The sequence below is a fragment of the Xanthomonas sp. WHRI 10204 genome (assembly GCF_040202875.1).
GTDB lineage: Bacteria > Pseudomonadota > Gammaproteobacteria > Xanthomonadales > Xanthomonadaceae > Xanthomonas.
Map to the genome: position 1 here is coordinate 136826 of NZ_JBEGDW010000005.1, position 20955 is coordinate 157780.

16 protein-coding genes, 1 other RNA gene and 1 pseudogene are annotated in these 20955 nt (G+C 63.3%); 7 read left to right on the forward strand and 11 right to left on the reverse strand.

Annotated elements, in window-relative coordinates:
* Positions 1 to 378: 378 nt before the first annotated feature.
* From ABQZ00_RS22930 to ABQZ00_RS22940, 3 genes are all read right to left on the reverse strand, one after another.
* Positions 379 to 1494: a saccharopine dehydrogenase family protein gene (locus ABQZ00_RS22930; RefSeq protein ID WP_323539250.1), complete on the reverse strand. Its 1116-nt coding sequence runs from the start codon at positions 1492 to 1494 to the stop codon at positions 379 to 381.
* A gap of 66 nt (positions 1495 to 1560) precedes the next feature.
* Complete coding sequence (locus ABQZ00_RS22935) at positions 1561 to 2418, reverse strand: hypothetical protein (RefSeq protein WP_323539154.1); 858 nt, start codon at positions 2416 to 2418, stop codon at positions 1561 to 1563.
* Positions 2419 to 2723: 305 nt separating this feature from the next.
* On the reverse strand, positions 2724 to 3293 hold the full coding sequence (locus ABQZ00_RS22940; protein WP_503064314.1) for a hypothetical protein: 570 nt from the start codon (positions 3291 to 3293) through the stop codon (positions 2724 to 2726).
* On the opposite strand from ABQZ00_RS22940, the gene ABQZ00_RS22945 reads away from it, so the two are divergent.
* On the forward strand, positions 3272 to 3691 hold the full coding sequence (locus tag ABQZ00_RS22945) for a hypothetical protein (protein WP_349775725.1): 420 nt from the start codon (positions 3272 to 3274) through the stop codon (positions 3689 to 3691). The genes ABQZ00_RS22940 and ABQZ00_RS22945 overlap by 22 nt on opposite strands.
* A 517-nt stretch (positions 3692 to 4208) precedes the next feature.
* Here the strand turns inward: ABQZ00_RS22945 and ABQZ00_RS22950 are convergent.
* Positions 4209 to 5810 (reverse strand): M56 family metallopeptidase, encoded by a 1602-nt coding sequence (locus ABQZ00_RS22950; protein WP_323539152.1) that lies wholly within the window; start codon positions 5808 to 5810, stop codon positions 4209 to 4211.
* A 3-nt stretch (positions 5811 to 5813) separates the two neighbouring features.
* Complete coding sequence (locus tag ABQZ00_RS22955; RefSeq protein WP_055852713.1) at positions 5814 to 6200, reverse strand: BlaI/MecI/CopY family transcriptional regulator; 387 nt, start codon at positions 6198 to 6200, stop codon at positions 5814 to 5816.
* A 253-nt stretch (positions 6201 to 6453) separates the two neighbouring features.
* Between ABQZ00_RS22955 and ABQZ00_RS22960 the strand changes: the two genes are divergently transcribed.
* Positions 6454 to 6768, forward strand: a complete 315-nt coding sequence (locus ABQZ00_RS22960) for an antirestriction protein ArdA (RefSeq protein WP_238151939.1) — start codon at positions 6454 to 6456, stop codon at positions 6766 to 6768.
* Positions 6769 to 7610: 842 nt separating this feature from the next.
* Here the strand turns inward: ABQZ00_RS22960 and ABQZ00_RS22965 are convergent.
* The 4 genes and pseudogenes from ABQZ00_RS22965 to ABQZ00_RS22980 form a co-directional block, all read right to left on the reverse strand.
* A pseudogene (locus ABQZ00_RS22965) lies at positions 7611 to 8686 on the reverse strand (IS3 family transposase); the annotation flags it as partial.
* 132 nt (positions 8687 to 8818) lie between these two features.
* A complete protein-coding gene (locus tag ABQZ00_RS22970) occupies positions 8819 to 10081 on the reverse strand; it encodes a hypothetical protein (RefSeq protein ID WP_323539151.1) in 1263 nt (420 codons plus the stop codon).
* A gap of 848 nt (positions 10082 to 10929) precedes the next feature.
* Positions 10930 to 11739 (reverse strand): pirin family protein, encoded by an 810-nt coding sequence (locus tag ABQZ00_RS22975; RefSeq protein ID WP_323539150.1) that lies wholly within the window; start codon positions 11737 to 11739, stop codon positions 10930 to 10932.
* 129 nt (positions 11740 to 11868) lie between these two features.
* Positions 11869 to 12279 carry a DoxX family protein gene (locus ABQZ00_RS22980; RefSeq protein ID WP_323539149.1) on the reverse strand — a complete coding sequence of 137 codons (411 nt, stop codon included), beginning with the start codon at positions 12277 to 12279 and terminating at the stop codon, positions 11869 to 11871.
* Between the two features lie 178 nt (positions 12280 to 12457).
* On the opposite strand from ABQZ00_RS22980, the gene ABQZ00_RS22985 reads away from it, so the two are divergent.
* On the forward strand, positions 12458 to 13330 hold the full coding sequence (locus ABQZ00_RS22985) for a LysR family transcriptional regulator (RefSeq protein ID WP_323520846.1): 873 nt from the start codon (positions 12458 to 12460) through the stop codon (positions 13328 to 13330).
* Positions 13331 to 13429: 99 nt separating this feature from the next.
* Here the strand turns inward: ABQZ00_RS22985 and ABQZ00_RS22990 are convergent, their stop codons facing one another.
* Positions 13430 to 14305 (reverse strand): LysR family transcriptional regulator, encoded by an 876-nt coding sequence (locus tag ABQZ00_RS22990; RefSeq protein ID WP_323539148.1) that lies wholly within the window; start codon positions 14303 to 14305, stop codon positions 13430 to 13432.
* A gap of 102 nt (positions 14306 to 14407) precedes the next feature.
* On the opposite strand from ABQZ00_RS22990, the gene ABQZ00_RS22995 reads away from it, so the two are divergent.
* The 3 genes from ABQZ00_RS22995 (at position 14408) to ABQZ00_RS23005 (ending at position 18008) form a co-directional block, all read left to right on the forward strand.
* Entirely contained in the window at positions 14408 to 15343 is a 936-nt protein-coding gene (locus ABQZ00_RS22995) for an NADP-dependent oxidoreductase (RefSeq protein WP_323539147.1), read from the forward strand.
* Positions 15344 to 15380: 37 nt separating this feature from the next.
* Positions 15381 to 16250: an NmrA/HSCARG family protein gene (locus tag ABQZ00_RS23000; RefSeq protein ID WP_323539146.1), complete on the forward strand. Its 870-nt coding sequence runs from the start codon at positions 15381 to 15383 to the stop codon at positions 16248 to 16250.
* A gap of 219 nt (positions 16251 to 16469) precedes the next feature.
* Complete coding sequence (locus ABQZ00_RS23005) at positions 16470 to 18008, forward strand: S41 family peptidase (protein WP_323539145.1); 1539 nt, start codon at positions 16470 to 16472, stop codon at positions 18006 to 18008.
* A 94-nt stretch (positions 18009 to 18102) separates the two neighbouring features.
* On the opposite strand, the gene ABQZ00_RS23010 is transcribed toward ABQZ00_RS23005, so the two are convergent.
* Complete coding sequence (locus ABQZ00_RS23010; RefSeq protein ID WP_323539144.1) at positions 18103 to 20529, reverse strand: penicillin acylase family protein; 2427 nt, start codon at positions 20527 to 20529, stop codon at positions 18103 to 18105.
* A gap of 258 nt (positions 20530 to 20787) precedes the next feature.
* Between ABQZ00_RS23010 and ABQZ00_RS23015 the strand changes: the two genes are divergently transcribed.
* Positions 20788 to 20864, forward strand: a non-coding RNA gene (locus ABQZ00_RS23015) — sX9 sRNA.
* The last annotated feature ends 91 nt before the right edge of the window (positions 20865 to 20955 follow it).

Consider the following 20955-nt stretch of genomic DNA (forward strand, 5'->3'; position numbering starts at 1 on the left):
CAGAACTGGGTATACGGGAGGTAGGTGGTGCACCGAGCACCAGCCGCACTCAGCTTGCGATGCGCGCAACGGTTTTTTGTCAACAGCTCTACCGGGCGCAGTACAACGGCCAATTTTTTGCACGTCCGGTATTACGCGTTTGCACTGGTAGCCATGAATCTGAAGATGCGATAGCGCGACCGTGCCACGCATTCCCGCGATCGGCCTGCTTCCACAACAAGCGCGGGTGGAAGCAGAGCGGCGTCCAGAGCGCATCCGCAATTGCACGTGCCGATGACGCGATCGTGACTTACATGGAGATGCGCAGATCTGCACCGCCGCCGCACAGCGGCGTACTGTCGCTACGACTCACTGTGTGGCGTGCAACCGCACCCGCACCTACGGACGCGTCTCCACCACGTCTGTGTGCATCTGCCAGGCGGCGAATTCCTGCTCGAAGTCGGCCAGGGTCAGCAGCCCCATGCAGGCGTGGGCGCCGCTTGGCAGCACCTGCCCCGCGGCAAGTTTGCGCACCAGCAGGATCGCGGCGAAACAGGGGATTTCCGGGCCATGCAACATCGCTGCGGTGAGGTCCCAACGCACGGTGAGCGGCTGTCCATCGCGCTCGCCGGCCAGCTCCACGCGCATGCCGCCCAGGTCGGTGCCGAAGCGGTCGAACCAGCGCCCGGCGCGTGCGAACGCTGGCGCCAGACGCGGTATCGGCACCGGCACACCGTGCTGGCGTAACCAGGCCAGCGCGGCCAGGCAGCGTTGCAGAAACGGCACCTCCAGCGCGGCGCGGAATTGCACGCTGCGCACGCCGGGATAGCGCTGCGGCAGCAGGTCGTGATCGGGCACATCGCAGGGCGATGCCAGTCGCGGTGCCAGCTGTGCAAATTGCACCCGCTGCGGCGATGCCCAGCCCACCACGGTCTGCCAACGGCCCTCGGTCCACCAGGTGAACGGCGTGCCGCAGTACGACAGCGCCGCACGCACGGTGGCCAGCCCCAGCGGCGTGCCCTGTGCGGGCGCGATCACCATGCCAATGGCGTGCAGGGTCGACAAGCGCGGCAGCAGTGCGTCGATCACTGCACTAGACAGTGCGGGCAAGGTGCTGGCACCGCTGATCGCCACGCGGCCAGCGTGCTGTGCCAGGTCGTGCAACGCGGCCGGAAAATCGCGCACGAACGCGCGGCCGTCGGCCAGGTCGATGTAGTGCATGCCGGCCTGCAGACAGCTGCGCGCCACTGCATAGTCCTGGCCCTGGAATGGTCCGGCGGTGTGCACCACCACATCGGCGGCGGTGGCGGCCAGGCACATGGCGAAATCGTCGGCGGCACTATCCAGCCGGCATGCGGAAATACGGCCAGGCGCGGCGTCGGGCCAGGTCGCGGCGATCGCGCCGGGATGGCGCCCGGAAGCAATGACATGCAGGTGTGGCAAGGCGGCCAGCGCCCGCACGATGCGCGCACCGAAGTGCCCATAGCCGCCCAACACCACCACCCGGTACGTCATCGCCCGCTCGCCCTTTCGCCAATGCACTGCAGTATCGGCGAACCGCGGCCATCGCGATCAACGCGATCAACGCGTCACAGGGCTTGCCAGGCCGTTGCGGATGGCCTCACGCATGGCGTGCCGCGCCTGGCCGTCTGCACGCGCGCTTGCCGCCGCCTGTTGCGTGGCCAGATCGGCCTGCTGCGCGGCGAGCGCTTGCTGTTGCGTGGCCAATGCCTCGATCTGCTGCTGCGTGCTGCGCTGCCTGGCGGCGTTGGCCTGCTGCATCGTGGACGTGGCCGGCCGCGCCGCAGCGCTGTCGCGTGCAAGCGACGCACGCGCCTGCGCCACGGCAGCGGCCGCATCACGTGCCGCCACGGCAGCCATCTGCATTCCCAACGCCGCTTGCTGCTCGCCCAGCCGGCCCTGCCGCTCGCCCAGCGCACCTTGGGCTTCGCCCAGCTGGCTGACCGGTGCGTACAGCACGCGGATGCGCTGCAGGGTGGCCGCATCGCGCACCACGTAGCTCTTGCCACCGTTACGAAACCACAGCAGTGCGCCCGTGCTGCCAGCCAGGCGCCGAGCGCGGGCCAGATCCTCGGTGGAGCCGTGCATGAGCGCCTCGCCGTCTTGGATCAGCACGTACGCGTCCTGGTCGGGGTGATCCGACAGGGTGAGATGACCATACGTGGTGACGTCGCTGGTCGGCGTGCGCATGGATGTCGCCGGCGCTGCCGGTGCGTGCGGCGCAGCGGGCATCGCGGTCGCGGTAATTGCAGCGACGGGGGCCAATGCAATGACCGGTGTTTGCGTACCGGGCACCTGCGCAGTGCTGGGTTGACCAGCTGATCGTGCGGCCATACATGGCGTCAACGCGCTGGTGAGCGCAAGCGCCAAGAGGATCATCAGGCCAGCGCGCGCCGATGCGGGGGTGAGGTGCAGCATGGGAATCTCCTTATGTGGATGAGGTTGGGCAAATCTTTCGTGTGATGCGGTGCTGCGCGTCGCGTCGTATTGCGGTGCTGCCTATTGCAGAGCTGCAGCGGCGAAGCGAATGCAGGATTGGCGTTGCTTGCACATGCCGTTGCTGGTGGCCCAACAAACACTGCTTGCCCTTACCGGTGCCGCCCGTAAACAAGCGTGGCGTTACAGGCGTGATGCACTACCCGCAGCAGCACGCTGTACGTCGTCGAAGACCGCAGCTGTAGGGCAAGCCTGCGTGCACGCCTGTTCGCAGTTGCTGCAGCTAGCTAGCCAGTCACCCGCGTTGCCCGGCCGCTGGCAAGTGCTTCGCGCAGAATGCTCAGCGCCTGGCGGGTGGCGAGCCGCGTGGCGCCGGCCTGCTTTCTGGCCAGCACGGCCTGCTGCTGCGTCAACAGGCGCTGCTGCTCCGCCAGCGCCTGTGTGTCGCCGGCAGCGCCCTGCACCGGTTGCGTCGCTGTTGCCACAGACGCAGGTGTGCCGGCAGCTGCGGCGGCGAGTTGCGCGGCAAGCGCTTGCTGACGCGCTTGCACACTGTCCTGGGCCGCGCGCAGTTGCAGGCTGCGTGCATAGCCGGTGCGCAGCCGATGCAGCAGGCCCGGATCGCGCACGACGTATTGCACGCCGTTGGCCCGGAACCACAGCACCCAGCCATTGGCGTTGATATACCGATGTGCGGTCTGCAGATCGTCGGTGGTGCCGTGCATGAGATGGCGCTCGCCCTGCAGCAGCACATAGGCATCGCCATCGTCCTGGATGTCCTGCGCGTTGCTGCCGCAAGCGGCTTTGGTCGATCGCGCGCCGGATGCGACGTGCCTTGGGCGTGGCGTCGAAAGCACAGGCGTTGGTGTGGGCATCACTGCGGGAGAGATCGGCGCAGTGGGAGCAGCGGAAGGGGCGGATGGAAGAGCTGGCGGGGCAGGCGCGGCCGGTGCTTGCGGTGCAGCGGAATTGGCAGAGGCCGATGGCGCCGAAGGGGCGACCGGCGCAGCACTTGATGCAAATGTCGAAGCAGCGCGTGGCGCAGCGAGATGGGCCGGCGCAGGCGCTGCGGGCGTTTGCGGCATTGCGGCTGCGTTGGCTGCTACTGCCGGTAATGTTGCTCTGGCTGATGCTGTTGTTGCTGTTGTTGCTGCCGGTGCTGCCGGTGCTGCCGGTGCTGCCATCAGCATGGGCGCAGCGAGCGCGCCGAGAGCAAGCAGCAAGGCGCGGCGCAGACGCTGCTGTGGGAACGTAATCTGATGCATGTGCGATCTCCTTGGGGATGTGGGTGCCACCAGCCGGTAACGGTCAGGTGGATGGGGGCAATAGCGAACACACGGCCACGGCGTTGCCGACGCTGGTTGCGTCGAGACGTGCTGAGTCGATGAGCGGGCGCGTGGCCTGACCCGCGTGAGTGGGGTGCAGCGTCTGGTGCTGTGCGCGATCACTGCAGTGGTCGCGCTGGATGAACCGGTCAATCGGATGGAGCGGTGATGGAACGCCTGCACTGCCGATGCAAAGACCAACCGCTGGTACCGCCGTCAGGCACGGCGACAAGGTATGCGGTGGTGACATTCCGGCCGCCGCCGCCGGCGCAGAGCAATCAGCAATCAGCAATCAACGATCAACGATCACCAGCACCGTGCATTCCAGGCACGGCGCCGCCCACCTGGCGACTGCAGGCCATGCCTCACGCTGGGCTGGTGCGCTACGCGTTGGATCTACTGCCGCGCACTGCCATGGCAATGCGCGCTGTGCTGTGGTGCAGGTCTCTAGTTGTCTTGGTCCGTGCCGGCCGCGGAGTGTTGGGCACGCGCGGCATTGAGGCGATCCTGGCGTGCGGCTTCCTTGTCCGCTTCGGCCTGATGGCGGCTCAACTCGGCTGCCTGGCGGGCGGCGGCAACATAGGCGTATTGCGCGTTGCGTTGTTGCAACGCCACCTCGCGGATCTGCTGCGCCGCTTCACGCACCTGCTGCTGCGCGTCCTGCTTGGCCTGCTCCAGCTCAGGGCCGAGCGACTCCAGTTGCTCGCGTGCTTCTGCCAGTGCGTCCTGCGCTGCCTGCAGCTCGTCCTGGCGCATCTGTGCATGCAGATCGCTCGCATCGATGGCTTGCTGTGCGGCGGCCCGGGCCTCCACTTCGGCAGCCTTCGCGCTGCGTGTGGCCTCATCGATGGCGTCGCGTACGCTTTGTTGTGCGTCGGCATCCCAGCCGGTGGTGTCCATCTGCCAATTGTCTTGCGCGCCCGGCGCATCCAGCACACCCGCCAGCACGCCGTTTGCCGGTGCTGCAGGTGCGGCCGGTGCCGCAGGCGCTGCCTGCAGCTGCAGTGGCGCAGCGCCATCGGTACTGTGCATGCCGTGCGACATCGCCGGCGATGCGCTGGCGATGACCACGACCGGCTGCAGCGCAGGCGACGGCAGCGGCGCGGGCATAGCGACCAGGCGCAACGGCGCCACGCCCAGGACCGCCACCGCGACCAGCGCACGCGCGCCCCAGCCCGGTGTGGCGTTGGTGTTTTGCAACATGATCAAACGGCGCTTGAGGCTCAGAAAACTGGGCGACGCACTGGACACCCCAGCCACCGGCGCTGCAGAAACCCCAAGGCTGACCAGCAGGCGGCCATAGTCGTGACGGCAGCGCACGTGACCGGCGACCACCGCCGCATCGCAGGCGGCTTCGCGGGCGATGGCGTATTCGCGCGCGGCCAGATGCAGCAGCGGATGGAAGAAGAACAGATGCTGCGCCAATGCCGGCAGCAGCCCCCACAACAAGTCATTCCGCCGCAGATGCACCAGCTCGTGGGTCAGCGCCATGTCCAGCTCATCGTCGCTGATGCTGGCCAGGCGACGCGACGGCAGCAACAGCACCGGCCGCCACAGGCCGATAAGTTGCGGCGAATCGATGTGTGCGCTCAGGCGCAATGGCGGTGCGTGGCGCAAACCGTGCGCATCGGCGGCCAGTTGCAGGGCCGCCAGCAGTGCGCGATCGGTACACGGCTCGGTGGATTGCACCTGACGGCGGCTGGTCCACCAGGCCATTGCGCTGCGCGCCAGCATCACCAGCACACCGGCCAACCAGGCCGCCACCACCCAGCGGACCCACAGCGACGGCGATGCATTGGGCAGGGTCGTAACCGCGTCCACAACTGCCTGCGCCACCGGTGCGGCGGCCGGCAACACCGCCAGCTCGACCGGTGCCAGAAACAGGCCCAGCACCGCCTGCAGCCCCACCATCCACCACAGCCAGCATTGGGTGGACGCCGGCAATCGCGGCAACGCCTTGCACAGCAGCCACACCACCGCCACCAACGCAGCCGATTGCAGGCTGGTCATCGCCAGCCGCTGCACTACCAGTTCGAACAGGCTCTGCATGACTCAGCTCTCCTTGCGCTGCGATTGCAGCTTGGCGACCAATGCTTCGAGTTCGGCCAGCTCGGTATCGCTGACCTCGGCGCGCTGCGACATCCACGCCACGAACGGCGACACCGAGCCCTGCAAGGTGTTTTCCACGAACTGCCCCACCGCCGTGCGCACCACCGCGTCCTGCCCGCTGGTGGCGCTGTAGCGGTACATGCCGTCCACCTGCTTGCGGCGCAGAAAGCCTTTGGCGCGCAGCCGCTCCATCATGGTCAGCACGGTCGAGCGCGCGAGCCCACGCGGCTCGCCGAACGCGGCAGCGACTTCGCCCACACTGGCGTGCCGTTGTTCCTCGATGTGTTGCAGCAGGGCCAGCTCCTGGTCCCCGATGGTCTTAGCGCTCATCTCGTGCCCCATGACTACAGATGTCGCTAACGTAGGCCTGACTACAGCTGTCGTCAATAGGTCGGATGGCAGGGGGTCGTACGGATGATTACTTCAGAAGCTGTTGGATGCGGCAGAAGGTGAGATTTCAGGAGGAAACGTGAGACTGATTCGCAGCAGAAGGTGAGAGTGACGGCCTTGAACGGGAGAGCCTCAAGCAGCGCGCCCGTTGGCCATCAACGGCTAACGGTTCGTTGTTGATCGAAAATGGCTCGTGATTGGTCAGGGCATCCTGACCACTCGATGGCCCTACGGCGGCTGTTCGAGACTGCTCGCAACCAAGGGCGGCCACACGGGACTGCAGGAATTTGAAGACCTCAGCGACGACGAGCGCGAAGCCTTCGATGCCTTCTGCGAGGTCGAAGGGGACGAGGACGTGGACACGTTCCGGGAACGCTACATCGGCGAGTTCAGCAACTGGGCGGATATGGCCGAACACGTCGTAGAAGAGACCGCACTTCTAGAGGGCGTCCCCGAGAGCCTACACGCTACTTCGACTACGAGGGCTACGGGCACGACATGCGCGTAGGCGGCGAAGCCTATGAATCACGCGGTCACTACTTCCGGAATTTCTGAAAACGGAGGTAGCGACCGAACGCTGACTCGACCCGCTCGCGCACGTCGCAAACTCTTCTCTCCGTGATCCCCAGGCTTGCCAGATCCTGGATCGTAATCGGGTCTGACAGATCGAATGGTGAGTTTCGTTCAAGACCGGTCGCGTACCTCTGAATCAGCTCCATGTCGCTCCGAATTGCATACATGAGGGCCGTTACACCTCTGCCGAAGAGGAAGGGCGCTTCAAGTAAGCAATCGTCAAATGCCGCAAGGACGTCGGTAGGAATGTCCTCGTACGGCTTGTGAAAACAATTGCTTTTTCGCCGGTACGCCGGCCCGCGCCGCCAACGCACCTCTGCCACTACGCAATCTAGCAACCCTATCGTCGCCTTATAGACCCTCAACCGTCGGTCATACGAATCAAGCCGAAGTTTGATGGTTCCAGTTCGCCACTGAGCAACTGCTACCGCCACACCCAACGCCGCGACGGCTGGGCCGAGAGTGGCTTTCATGAATTCAACTACATCAACCATCGAATCCCCAGTGATCAACATCCGGAGCTATTGGAGCACAGCTATGCAGCCTAAAAAGCCACGAGGAAGGCGGTGAACAGCTTCTACAACCCCAAAACTGACACGGTAGTTTACGCAGCAGACGGCGAAGTCTTTTCCTACGGTCCACGCATCACCCGCGGAGGCACCTTCGGGGAACCTGAGTACACCGAGCCGCCAAAGTGACCCACCCCCGATTCCAGGGCCATTCGCTAATAGAGATTTCGGCCTGATTTGGCGCCTGGGAATTCGCTTGGGACCCGCAATTTCGGGCGAATTCCTCAGGGGTTTTCCACGCCAGTGCACTGTGGGGTCGCTCCTCGTTATAGAAGCGCCGCCACGCTTCGATTTTGCTCCGCGCGTCGGCTAGTGACAAGAACCAGTGCTCATTCAGGCACTCCTGCCGCAGGCGCCCGTTGAAGCTTTCCACCAGCGCGTTGTCGATCGGTGTCCCTCTGCGGGAGAAGTCCAGCTCCACGCCGTTTTCATACGCCCAGCGGTCCATCACCTTGCCGGCAAACTCGCTGCCGTTATCCACCTTGATCGCCTCCGGCTTGCCGCGTTGAGCGGCCAACCGTGTCACTGCCTCGGCCACATCGTCGGCCCGCAAGGACTGGTCTACGACGATGGCCAGACACTCATGCGTGAAGTGATCCAGTACCGGCAACAACCGGAAGCGACGGCCATCGAACAGCGCATCACTGACGAAGTCCATGCCCCACAGGGTATTGGGCGCAGTGGCCACTTTGATCGGTTGCCGTCGGCGTGCACTGCGACTGCGACGAGGCCGACAATGCCTTAAAGACAGGCCTTCCTCCTTGTAAATGCGATGGATGCGCGTGTGGTTGTCCCGCCAGCCTTCCCGGCGCAGCATTACGAAAACCCGCTCGCACCCGTAATGAACACGGCTCAAGGCGATCTCCCGCATTCGCATGCGCACCGCGCTGCAGTCCCGCGCCTTGGCCTTGTAGGAGTAGCTGGACTGGGACATCGACATCATTTGCAACGCGCGGCGCAGGCTGACCCCAAAACGCTCACGCAGCTGGCCTACCCAGGAACGTCGCTGGGCAGGCCTCAGAGCTTTTTTGTGACCACCTCCTGCAGCATCGCCTTGTCCAAGCTCAGGTCGGCCACCAGTTGCTTGAGCTTGCGATTCTCCTCTTCCAGCAGCCGCAGGCGCTTGAGCTCGGACGGGCCCAGCCCACCGTATTTCTTGCGCCACACGTAGAACGTGGCCTCGGCTATGCCCATCTTCCGGCAGATCTCCCCGACCGCCATCCCCAGCTCGGCCTGCTTGAGCGCGTAGGCCATCTGCTCTTCAGTAAATCGTGACTTCTTCATCGCTTGAATCCTCGTTGCTACGGGGGCCCATGCTGCCGAAGTCTCTACTTTACTGTGGCTCAGTTTTCAGGGGTGGGTCATCTGGAAGGGTAGCGCCTTGGCGCCACTGGCCAGTTGGCGGTGATGAGCCACTCAGCTTTTACGCAGCTCTTCAGAGCGCGAGGCGTACCAACGGATGCACTGCTCTGCGGCAATTCGCGCGCAGGCAACTAGACCTGAGAGTTGTTCCGGCGGGCATTCCTTGCCAGTGGCACGAAAGTTTGCCTTGGCATGAGCAAGCTGATTCCTGGAGGCTGACAGTGCAGTCGCTAGTTCGACGAGCGCCTGCTTGCGTTGTTCCGCGGAACTAGAGGGGTCGATCTTAGAGAAACTACGAAGAAATTGTGGGGCATAAATCTTCATGGGTAGCGGATCGCAGCAGCGCTCGACCGACAAGCGCAAAGCCTCTGCGTCGCGGCTGAAGACCCGATTCTCTTCGAAGAGAACTAGTAGCCCATCCATGAATTCTGCGTTTGGTTTGAGTGCATCTCTCGAAAGTAGGCGCTTGCGAAGATCTTCGTACTGCTTCTCCCTGACCACCGTGGCGGAGACGTACTCGATACACTTGACGTACGCGAGAAGTGCAGCTCCGCCGCCGGAGGATCCATTCACACTGTTGAACTCGGAAAGGACCGCCAGAAGCCCCGGGCCTATAAGCAGCGGCCTAATGCTGCGTGCGCGTTGAACCAAGTCGCCGATCTCTTCATCCTCGGGATACTCGGAATCGAAATCGACAGGACGAGGAGATTCAAAAAACTCCAGGCCGAGAGTGACATGCAGTTCGAATAAGTAAGCCTGGATCAGGGAATTTGCTTCTTCTACCGTCGCTCCTTGCGGGTGATGTACTCCAATATAAAACTCTTCCCATCCTATTGGAGGGTTATACTTGTCATAGAAATGATCTTTGACAACGACTGCTGCGCCGAAGTGTGGCGAAGGTGATATCAGTGAAATTGACGCAGGGTGTCCAGCAATCTCGCCAGCAATCTTTCCGACATCATTCTCCAATGAGCTGATCCCACTCACAAACCCTTCTGATCGCATGTCCCAAGACTTCATCCTTACCACTGTTCGATGGTTTGAGTGGTAGGTGAGGCCATCGCAAGTGGTTGCTGGATCTGTCACCTCGATCGAAAGGTCTATCAATTCTTGGATCGTGAGCTCAATGGAATCTTCTGATCTCGGAAATTGCATCGTTACGACGGTTTCCCGAGAGAATGTGACGCTCTCGTCTAAGTCGGGCTCAAGATCGGGATCCAGTTCGGTTCCCTCCCAATCGATTCCGAAAGCAGTGCCTAGCCTGACAATTGCGTCCCGCAATGCGGCTTCAAGTTCTGGGGTGTCAAAATTCAACATTGGGCACGGTCAAGGTTAGGGAGCTTGTTGGCAAGCTCATGAAGTCTAGTTTGAAGCACCCAGGCTTTTGTGGAAAGTCGTCAGCCGTTTATGGCGTGCTGCCGCTCAAACTCTGTCGGGGATAGCCCCTAGGCGGATGAGCGGGCCTAGAACTTGGGCGTTTGCTACCCAATAGCGTGAATAGAATTTAGAGATCGGATTCCCCATCTCAGCTTCTCCCCCCATCCGATCCCCGTAGCTCTCGCTTAGTCCCTAAAGATCGCTCTTCTAGTGGTCACAGCTTGGCGCCATAGGTATCAACACGCATGGGAAGTTACTTTCGGCTTCTCCCGGCATCAACAGAAGCAGAGGCCGCTTATCGCTTTGCCGCTGTCGGTAAGGCTGATGTGGAATCGCAGTGCCTTCAACACCCCATTGATGTACGCGCTTGCGAAGCGGTGGTCAGGCCGCAGCGCCGCTCGTGACCCTTGGCGCCCCAGTGGCGATGACCTGCCTTTGGTGAGGTGCGACGCGAGCAACCGACCAAGGAACGTTTGATCCAGACGTTGTCGTTGAAGCGCCGACGACGGCGGGTAGCGGCATCAACGGTTCGATGCGCCTGGCATGTATCAAAAGGCGGGAGTCGATGTCTGCAGAGTCTTTGCAGAAGCAGGCATCAGCGTTGCTATACACAGCGTCATTGTGCGTCGGTGTCTGATGGGAAAGGATTACCCGACGCAGGGACAAACACCACACAGCATCGATTGAAGCCCGCGTCGGAAACGTGCCGATGCAGCTTCAAACAGTGACGCCTTTACTCATTGCCAGGAGTAAAGGCGCGTCGTGCCGCATGCCCTTAAGCATCGCGTTTACTTGAATACCGGCGTTGTGCCGGAAGCAGTCGTGCGGTCGCCTGCTGCCTGCATCTGTTTCCCCAGCATGCGGATGCGCTCTTCACCGATGGCGAGCGCTTGTGCAGTGGTGTGCACCGAGTAATAGCCAAGGTGCAGTGGGTGCGGATGTGGAATGGCCGAGCCGAGCACGAAGACCGCATCGCTGTTGCCAGGTGCTTGCAGCACGATGGGCGCGCCGTTATCGGCAAAGACCACCATGTCGCCGCGTTGCAGCCGTTCACCGGCATCAAGAGTGCCACTGGCTACTGCCAACCAGCCGACCAAATGACCGGCGGGCGGTTGGTAGGTCCAGCGTTCGCCGGGTTTCAAGGTGACCAATAGGTAATTGATGCCGTCAGGCGCATCGACCGGACTCTGCGCGCCCTCGTAGCGGCCGATCACCACATGCGCGGGGCCGGTCTTGGCCATGTGCTGCGCTTCGATGTAATGGCTTTGCGGCTCTGCCAGCTCCACGGCTTCAGGCAGTGCCAGCCATAGTTGAAATCCCTGGATGCAGGAGGCATCGGCTGGCGGCACCATTTCCTTGCCATGCCATACGCCTATTCCGGCACGCATCCATTCCACTCCGCCATAGGCAATGGTGCCGCGACCGGTTGTCTGGTCGTGGTAATGCATGCTGCCTTCGGTAAAGACCGTGACCGTGGCGATGCCCGAATGCGGATGCAGCGGCATGCCCGACATCGTATGGATGACCGAACCCTGCGCATCGAAGATGTCCAGGAACACAAACGGCTTCAGCACCTGCCCAAGATCGGACGGGCTCATAAGCCGGGTGATTGGGCCGCCAGAATCGTTGCCGCGTCTGCGGTGGACGATGGCGCGCGGCGCGGCAGTGGGCGCTTCTGTGGCGGGGAACGAAGGCTGCAGTGAGAGTGTGCGCATGACAGGCCTCGATCAAACCGAACGCGTTGCGCGCAGCACCGCGGCGATGCGGGCGCGATGCAACCAGGCGATTGTCGCGGTCACCACCATCAGGAAGATCGCCGGCACCGGGCTGCCGCCGATGACGAACAGATGCACACCGGTCGCCACCAACATCATGGCCGCAAGCAGTGCACCGCTGAGCGCAAACGTTGTCGGTAGCAGCAATGCGATTGCCCCGATGATTTCGATCGCACCGGTGACGATGCGCAACCACTGACCGAGGCCGATGTGATCGAACACCTCGGCCATCATCGGAACGCCGGCCAGCTTGGCCGCACCCGCAGCGAAGAACGCCACGGCGGCAAAGACGCGCAGGGTCCAGGAAAGGCCGCGAATGAATCGCCCGGCGCTGGGCTGGTTGGGAATGGACGAGGTGTGCATGAGGTGTCTCTCTAGAAGGGATGTGGGTGAGGCGGGGTCAGTTGAGGGCCGGGGTGGGCGCGAATGGCGTTCCCGGTCAGAGCGTCTTGTCTGGCGCCCGTGAGCCCACTGTGGCGTTCCGAATGCAGCTAAGCTAGCCGCGTAAAGCGACATGCCGTGTCGCAGAAACAGGGACGCCATGGAATTCGAAGACCTGCGGACGTTCGTCGAGGTGGCAGACGCGGGCGGGGTCTCGCCAGCAGCCAGGCGCCTGGGCGTTGCCAAGTCCATCGTCAGCCGCCGTCTGATCCGCCTCGAGGACGCTTTGGGGATCCAACTGCTCGCGCGCACCACGCGGGGCGCTGCCGTCACCGAGGCAGGCGCGACGTTTCGCGAGCATGCCGCGCGGATGTGTGCCGAGATGGACGTGGCGCGCGAGACCATCTTGCCCGCGGGCGATCTGCGTGGCCGCCTGCGTATCGCTGCGCCGCTGACGTTCGGCCCCACCCACTTGGCGCCGGTGCTTGCCGAGCTGGCCAGCCGGCATCCAGCCTTGCAGGTCCATGCCTGCTACAGCGACCGCTTTATCGACATCGTTGCCGACGGTTTCGACTGTGCGATCCGGCTGGGATATCTCGCCGATTCGAATCTGGTCGCGCGCCGCGTGGCGCCGATGCGCGGCAGCTTGATGGCCACTCCCGCGTACCTGCGCAAACATGGCGAACCTGACACGCCACAGGCGCTGCTGACGCACGAGGCGCTGCTGCAAGGCACGGAAAGCTGGCGGTTCATGGACGGCGACAAGCTGGTGACGATCCATCCACGCGGGCGCTTCAAGGCCGACAACGGCACTGCGATCGCGGCGGCAGCGCTTGCCGGGCTCGGTATCGCGGCACTGCCGGATTTTCTCGTGGCCGAGCATCTTGCCTCCGGCGCGCTGGTTCGCGTCATGAACAAGTACCCGTCTCCCGAGGCCGGGCTTTACGTCGTGCGGGCGCCGGCCGCGCATCCTGCGCGCAAGATTCGTGTCCTGACCGATCTGTTGATCGAACGCTTCGGTGGTGGTGTTTGAAGCACGGCGGCGCCATTTTGGGGTGATGCCGCCCCTCTCGCCTGGACGCGACGTCGGCTGGCCGGCGCACACTGGCCGGCGCAGCCAGATGCAGCCGCCCTAGCCCTTCAGCACCAGCGATACATCGGGATATCTGTCGCAGATGAAGTCCACGAAGGCACGCACCTTCGGCGCCGCCAATCGTCTGGACGTGTGCAATACCCACAATGCCGGCTCCACGCCGGAGATCGTGCCCCACTGCACCAGCTCACCGCGGGCGAGTTGATTCCATGCGATCGACTGCGGAATCAACGCCACGCCGCCGCCTGCAAGCGCCGCATCGCGGACCATCAGGAACGAGGAAAACCTCAATCTTGGAATGGGCTCCAGGACCAGGCGCCCGTCATCCAGAGCCCATGTGGTCGGTTGGAAGCTCGACATTACGACAGCGGCAATTGGCGCGACCGCGCTGCTGGTTGGCATGGCGATGCTCGGCGCTGCGACCACAACCAGCCGATCCTTGGCAAAACAGCGACCGACCAGGCTGCTGTCCGGGCTGGGGTTGATGCGGACGGCCACATCGAACTGTTCTTCCACCAGGTCGACCGTGCGGTCCTCTGCCACCACCTCCAGCGTGATCTCCGGGTAGGCCGCACAGAACTCTGCGCCGATGCGCCCCATCGCCAGTTGCGAGAACAGCACCGGAGACGCCACACGCAGGCGGCCGCGCGGCGTTGAAAGCCCTTCGCGCGCAGCCGCCATGGCCTCGGCCACCTCGCTCAGCGGGACCTCGGTGCGCTCCATCAGCAACTGTCCGGCCTCTGTAAGCCGGAGGCCACGGGCGCTGCGCTCGACCAAGCGCACCCCCAGTTGCTCCTCGAGCTCGGCGATGCGACGGGACAGGGTCGCCTTCGACCGACCACTCGCACGGCTGGCCTTTCCCAGGCCCTGGTTCGCTGCGACCAGCGCGAAATCGATCAATGCATTCAGATCCATGGTGTTCCAGATTTGAAACCAGGCGTCTATATATTGGCGTCTTCGTGTTACCTACGCAACGCCATACAGTTTGCTCATCGCAACGCCAGACGAGTAACTGTCATGAGCACCACGCAACGCGCAGTCGTCATCCGGGCCTACGGCGGCGCCGATGCCGCCGAAGTGGCCACCATTGCAATACCCCACGCCGGAGCCGGCCAGGTGCTGGTGCGCATCCGCGCCGCCGGCATCAACGGCATCGACTGGAAAGTCCGCGCAGGCTTGGTGCGGGAGGTCTTTGCGCTGCCCTTGCCGGCGGTGCTGGGCGCCGAACTGGCCGGTGTGGTGGAGGCCGTCGGGCCCGGTGCCACGCGCTTTCAGGTCGGTGACCGGGTCATGGGCGCGATGGGCGCGCTCGGCGCATTTGCCGAGTTCATTGCGGTAGACCAGACCAAACTCGCACGCACTCCCGATGGCCTGGACGACGTGCATGCCGCTGCCATGCCGGTTGCTGCGGTGGCCGCCTGGAAGAGCCTGCACCACGCAGGCCCGCTCGTGGCAGGGCAGCGGATCCTGATCCATGGCGCAGCAGGCGGGCTGGGCGGCTATGCGGTGCAGTACGCCAAGCGTGCAGGGGCGCAGGTGTTCGCAAGCGCATCCACCGAGCACGTCGATTACGTGCGCAGCCTCGGCGCGGACCAGGTCATCGACTATCGATCGCAACGCTTTGAAGACCTCGTTGGCGACATCGACCTGGTGCTGGACTACGTCGGCGGCGATGTCCTGGACCGCTCGTGGCAAGTGCTCGCGCCGCACGGTGCGATTGTCGGCACCACCTCGCCGGACATCCTGGCCCGCACACCGCGTGGCCGCCGTGGCCTGTGGTTCATGAACACCCCGGACGTCGCGCTGCTGGAAACCCTGGCCGCACAAGTGGCCAGCGGCGCGCTGACATCCAAGGTCGGCGAGATCGTCGGTTTCGCCGAGATCCCCTCAGCAATCGAACGCAATCGCACCGCTTCGCGAGCCGGCAAGGTCGTGGCGGACATGTCGCACTAACTCATCCATCCACATCCATCCACAGCAGGAGACTCACATGAGCATTCTCGTTAGCGGTGCCACCGGCACCATCGGTTCCCTCGTCGTCCAGGGCCTGGCCGATGCCGGCGCACAGGTCCACGCACTGGTGCGCCAGACCGGCAAGCGCGCCTTTCCAGCCGGCGTCACCGAGGTTGTGGCAGACCTCACCGACGTTGCATCGATGCGCGCGGCACTGTCGTCGGCACGCACCTTGTTCCTGTTGAATGCGGTGACCCCGGACGAGGTGACGCAGGCGCTGATCGCATTGAATCTTGCCCAGGAAGCAGGCATCGAACGCATCGTTTACTTGTCGGTGATCCATGCCGACAAATTCACCAATGTGCCGCACTTCACCGGCAAGCACACGGTCGAGCGCATGATCGAAAGCCTGAACATTCCTGCGACGATTCTGCGTCCGGCGTACTTCATGCAGAACGAGGGCATGATCCAGAAGACCATCGAAGGCTACGGTGTCTATCCGATGCCGATCGGCGCGACCGGTGTTGCCATGATCGATGCGCGCGACATTGCAGACATCGCGGTGATTGAGTTGCTGCGACGCGACCGCGCACCTGCAGCACTTGAGCGCGTCACGCTTGAGCTGGTCGGCCCGCATGCCGTGACCGGCGCTGCCGTCGCGAAGACCTGGAGTTCAGCACTCGGTCGCGAGATCGCCTACGCCGGCGACGACGTGGCGGCATTCGAAGCACAGATGGCTGCGTATGGCCCCTCCTGGCTGGCATACGACATGCGCCTGATGATGGCCGGCATCCAGAAATTCGGCATGCAGGCAGCCGACGGCACGGTGGAAAAATTGCAGGCGATCCTGGGCCGCCCGCTGCGCACCTATGAAGACTTCGTGCGCGAGGCCACTGCGCGGGTTTAAACCCAAGTTGCCAGCAAGCGCGGATGTTCCGCGCTTGCTGCGTACAAGCCTCTGTTGGAAGCGTGTGTCGCGTCAAAGACCAACGCGGTGGACGACCGAACAGAGAAACGGACGTCCGCGGACACTTCTGCAGATCAAAAACCTCAGGGTGTGCGGCCGAAGCGCTTGGCATGCCGATTGCTTAAGCCTGTGTACCTTTTCAAGTCCAGGTACCAAAACATGACCGTCACCATCGGTGGGCCATCGCGTACTCCCCAACGGCAACGTCGCATTCAACGCGCAGTGCTAGCCAGCCTCTTATCGACAGCGTTGCTGGCCGCTGCGTCCTGCCTGGCCGCCGATCAAGCGTCGCTCACACCGCAAAAGCCCCTGCAAGGCTGGGCAGCGATGGCTGACAAAGACGTAGACTTTTCATTGCAGTGGTTCAAGAACCAATCAATCCTGGCGGTGTATCCAGATCCTGCAGCATTTGAGGCCACGATGGCCAAGGCGCGTCAACAGGCCGATGCCGATATCCAACACGTCACCAACTTCGAAGGCTATCGTCAAACACTCGCGCATTTCTTTTCGACCTTCAACGACGCCCATGCCTATGTCTGGATGCAGCTGCAGGCAAAGACGTATCAATGGCCGGGCTTTCTTGCCAGGTACCAGGGTGGCCGCTTCCTGGTCGCCGGCTCGGACGGAAGCGTGGCAAATGGCTCGGAAATCACCGCCTGCGACGGACAGCCGATGCGCCAATGGTCCGAGCGCATTGCGCTCTACGAGCACATGATCCCGGAAAACATCATCCCCGGGTTGGAGTCGACGCATGCGCGCACTGCGCCGATTATGTTTCGGTATCGGAAAAGCCCATTCCTCAAACGTCCGGAACACTGCACCATCGATGGGCGCAGCGTCGTCCTCGATTGGAAATCCCTGCCGCAAAGCGACCTGACGAAGCTGATGTCTGTGATCAAGCCCGACCTCGGCACGGACGTCGCTGTCACGCCATTCGGTGCGAACGGGGCATGGGTCCGGCTTGGCAATTTTTCGCCGGCAAACAGACAGCAATCGGATCAATTCCAGGCGTTATACCGCACGGCTCCATCGCTGCGCGACAAGTCGGTAATCGTCTTGGACGTCCGCGGCAACGAGGGCGGACCTTACGAGTGGTTCATGGGTGTGCTGCGAGCGCTCTATGGCAACGACTACACCAACTATTACGCAAGAGAGCGGTTGAAGATTTCGGCCGTCTATCGGCTCACCAAACAGTCGGTCGACACCTCGACGTTTTCCCCCGCCAGCCCTGGCGCAGACGCGCCAGCAGCTGCACCGCCGGACGGCATTACCTACGATGAAGACAACAAGCTCTCCCTGGCGGCAATGGCGCGTGGGGACCAGTTGCTGCATGCGCCGGCCAATGCAGAACGAATCGCCAAGCCAAAGCGACGGCCGATCAACCCCGTGCACGCGCGCGTGCTGGTGCTCACCGACTACGACTGTGGCAGCGCTTGCATCGGATTTGTCGACGAGCTGAAGCAGTTTCCAGGCGTGCTGCAGGTGGGCACCGAAACCTTCGTCGATGCGCGCACCGGCTCGCCGATGACGGCCATGCTCCCAAGCGGCAATGGCGGTATCGCCGTGCCTTACATGACGCGCGACGGACGGCCACGCAACGACAACGTGCCACAGAAGCCGGATATCGCGTTCACCGGCAACATCGACGACACCGCCGCGGTGCAGGCATGGCTTGAGCAAATCCTGAGCACCCCCTGATACAGGCTGTGGCCGTTGGGTTTTCTGCGCTGAGTGCTCTGTTTCCAGACGCCGCCCCGGTGTAGAGAACGCCGCGCTTGCCTGCCTGGGCGTGCTACCGGGCTCTGATTGCCGGTGCGCGCGCCGGCACCAGATCGAACACTTGCTCGGTCGCCGCGTCGACCGCCGCACGCGTGTACAGCAACGGGAAATATTTGCCCTGCAGCCACAGGGGCGCCAGGTCGCGGTAATGCGGGCTGGCCGGGTCGCCGGATTGGCCGGGGTAGTTCACCGCGCGCGAATTGTCCCAGTCGCCAAGGTCGATGATCAGACGTGCGGACGGGCCGATGGTCTGGCGGAAATCTTTGGGGTCGTAACTGGATTGATTGGGCGTGTACGGGCTGCCGCCCTTGGGGAATGGGCCGACATCCAGCAGTGCGCGTTCGCTGCCGAGCGCGGCGCTCATCGCATGGGTAACGCTGTTGGTGTGCAGCTTGCCCCACTGCCATTGCGCCGGATCCGGCCCTTGCTGGTCGACCAATGACTGGTATGAGCTGCGCAGCGACTCCAGCAGCAACTGGTCGCGGCGTGCGGCAGGGGTTGGACCGAATGCGGCCCCCGGATGCTCCAACGCATCCATCAGCACTGCGGCGTCGGGCATGCCGAAGGTGGCCGCCTCGGCAGGGCGCAGGACCAGCGCTTTGTAAGCCGCGCCGAGATAACTGCTGAACCACACTTCTTCCAGCGCGGCAGCGGCAGAAGTTGCGCTGACCTCGCCGTTCCACGGTCGCAGCAGTGCCAATGCCGCGTTGGTCGCCGGGTCCTGCGCGTGCAGCGGTTGGAGCAAGGCCACCAGCCGCTGTGCCAGCAACGACACCTGGTCGTTCTGCAACTGCTGCGAATCCTGCAGGGTCACCTTGGGCAACTGCGCGAGGACTTGGGTGATGCGTGCATGCCGCGCGTCGTTAGCCCATTCGAAGCCGATCTTGCGCGCCAGGGATGGATCGCCGGCCGGCAGATTCATCTCGTTGGAGGTGGTGATGAAGCCGGAAGCAGGGTTCTTCGATGAGGGCAAGATATCGCTGTTCCAGAAGCCGCTCCACTCGTAGCGGCCATCGCCGGGAACCGGCAGCAACCCATCCGAATGTTCGCGGCGCGGGGTCATGCCGGCCGTCGCCCAACCGATGGTGCCGTGCACATCGGCATAGACCTGATTCACCGATGGCGCGCCCCAGTGTGCGAGCGCGTCCTTGAACTGCTCGAACGATGCGCTGCGCAGATAACGCAGCGACCCCAGATACGGCGCCGCACCGGGTTGGCTCCAGACCGAGCGAATGGCGTAGGCGATGTGCTTGTCCGCATCGACATAGATCACCGGCCCATGCCGGGTGAATTGCAGCTCCACCGGCACCGATGCAGCGTCGCGCACTGCAATGGACTCGCGCTGCGTGCGCATCGGTTCCCAATGGCCCTGATACCAATACGACGTGTGATCGGCCGGGTTCAGACGGTAGACGTAGAGATCTTCCTGATCGATGTTGAAGATGGTCAGGCCGAAAGCGCTGGTGCGGTTGTGGCCGATCGCGATGCCCGGCGCGGTGGGCTCGCCGGCGCCGATGATGTCCAGCCCCGGGCTGTTGAGATGCACGAAGTAACGCAGGCTGGGCACGGTGTACGCGCGGTGCGGGTCGTCCGCCAGCACCGCATGACCGGTGGCCGATTTGTGCGGGGCAATCACCCAATTGTTGCTGCCTTCTGCAGCGGCTTCTTCTTCCGGGCGTAGCGCTGCGATGTCTGCGATAGCGCTGCGCGGGTGAGTATCTGCACTCAGCCTGGGGCTTTGCGTGGCCAGCTCGTAGACCTTCAACACCGCGTCCGGAAGGCAGGGATCCAGTCCTTCGGGCACCTTCGTGGTCCAGGCCGGCTGCAGTTTCAGCCGGATCGCGTCGACGCTTAGCGCAGCCTTGCAAGCGACCTTGGCGCGGGCGACCTCGCTTTTGACGTTGCGGCTCAAACCGGTGGTGCGGATGCGCAGCACGTCTTCTGGCGACCATGTCTGCGGTCGATAAGCGAAGGCGCGGAATTCGTACGGCAGCGCCTGTGGATGCGCATCCAGCCAGGCGATGTAGGCATTGATGCCGGCAACGAATCGGCTGACGTCGCGCTGTGCATCGGGGCCGTAGCTGGCCCATTCGGCGTGCATGTCGCCGCGATACAGAAACAGCCGCGACGCGCGGTCCTGTTCGACATAGGCCGGCCCGAACGCATCGGCAAGCTGGCCCAGCCCTTTGCGACGCAGCAGGTCGAGCTGAAACAGACGGTCGCGCGCGACGTTGAATCCCTGCACAAAGAACGCGTCGCTATCGGTACGGGCGTAGATGTGCGCCACGCCCCAGCGATCGACGCGAATCTGCGCCGGGCGCTCCAGTCCGGCCACGGTCATGGACGATTGCGATTGCGATTGCGATGGCGCGGCATTGCCATGCAGGCTCAAACTGCTCAGCAGCAGGCACAGCACCCACCGGTGTGTTGTGTGGAACATGGGTGACGCCTTGTGAACGCAGAAAGGAAGATGCCGCACGCCTGCACGATGACACAGGCAGCAAGCACAGCGTGCCGCATTGGCGGCGTGTGCTCACACCGATTGCAGAATGCCCGGCGCAGCAAGCGAATCATGCTGGTCGCTTCGCGCCTGCGATCCATCGTGGGTGCAGTCAATCCATCGCTCAGGGAGCAGCTAACAAAACGACTGTGCGCACCGCCAGGCAGGCGCGAGCCGGTGCTCGGTGCTCGGTGCGGCATGGACCACGCGTACACGCCGGTTATGAGCGCGCCGTCCACATCCACCTGACGACTGCTCGCTACGTTTTATTAGCCACTCTAAGTGCACACGCACACATCACTGTAGCGTTGGCTTGATCGCACGCTGCACGTCTGCATTCGACGATGCCATGCGCCGCATGCGCCG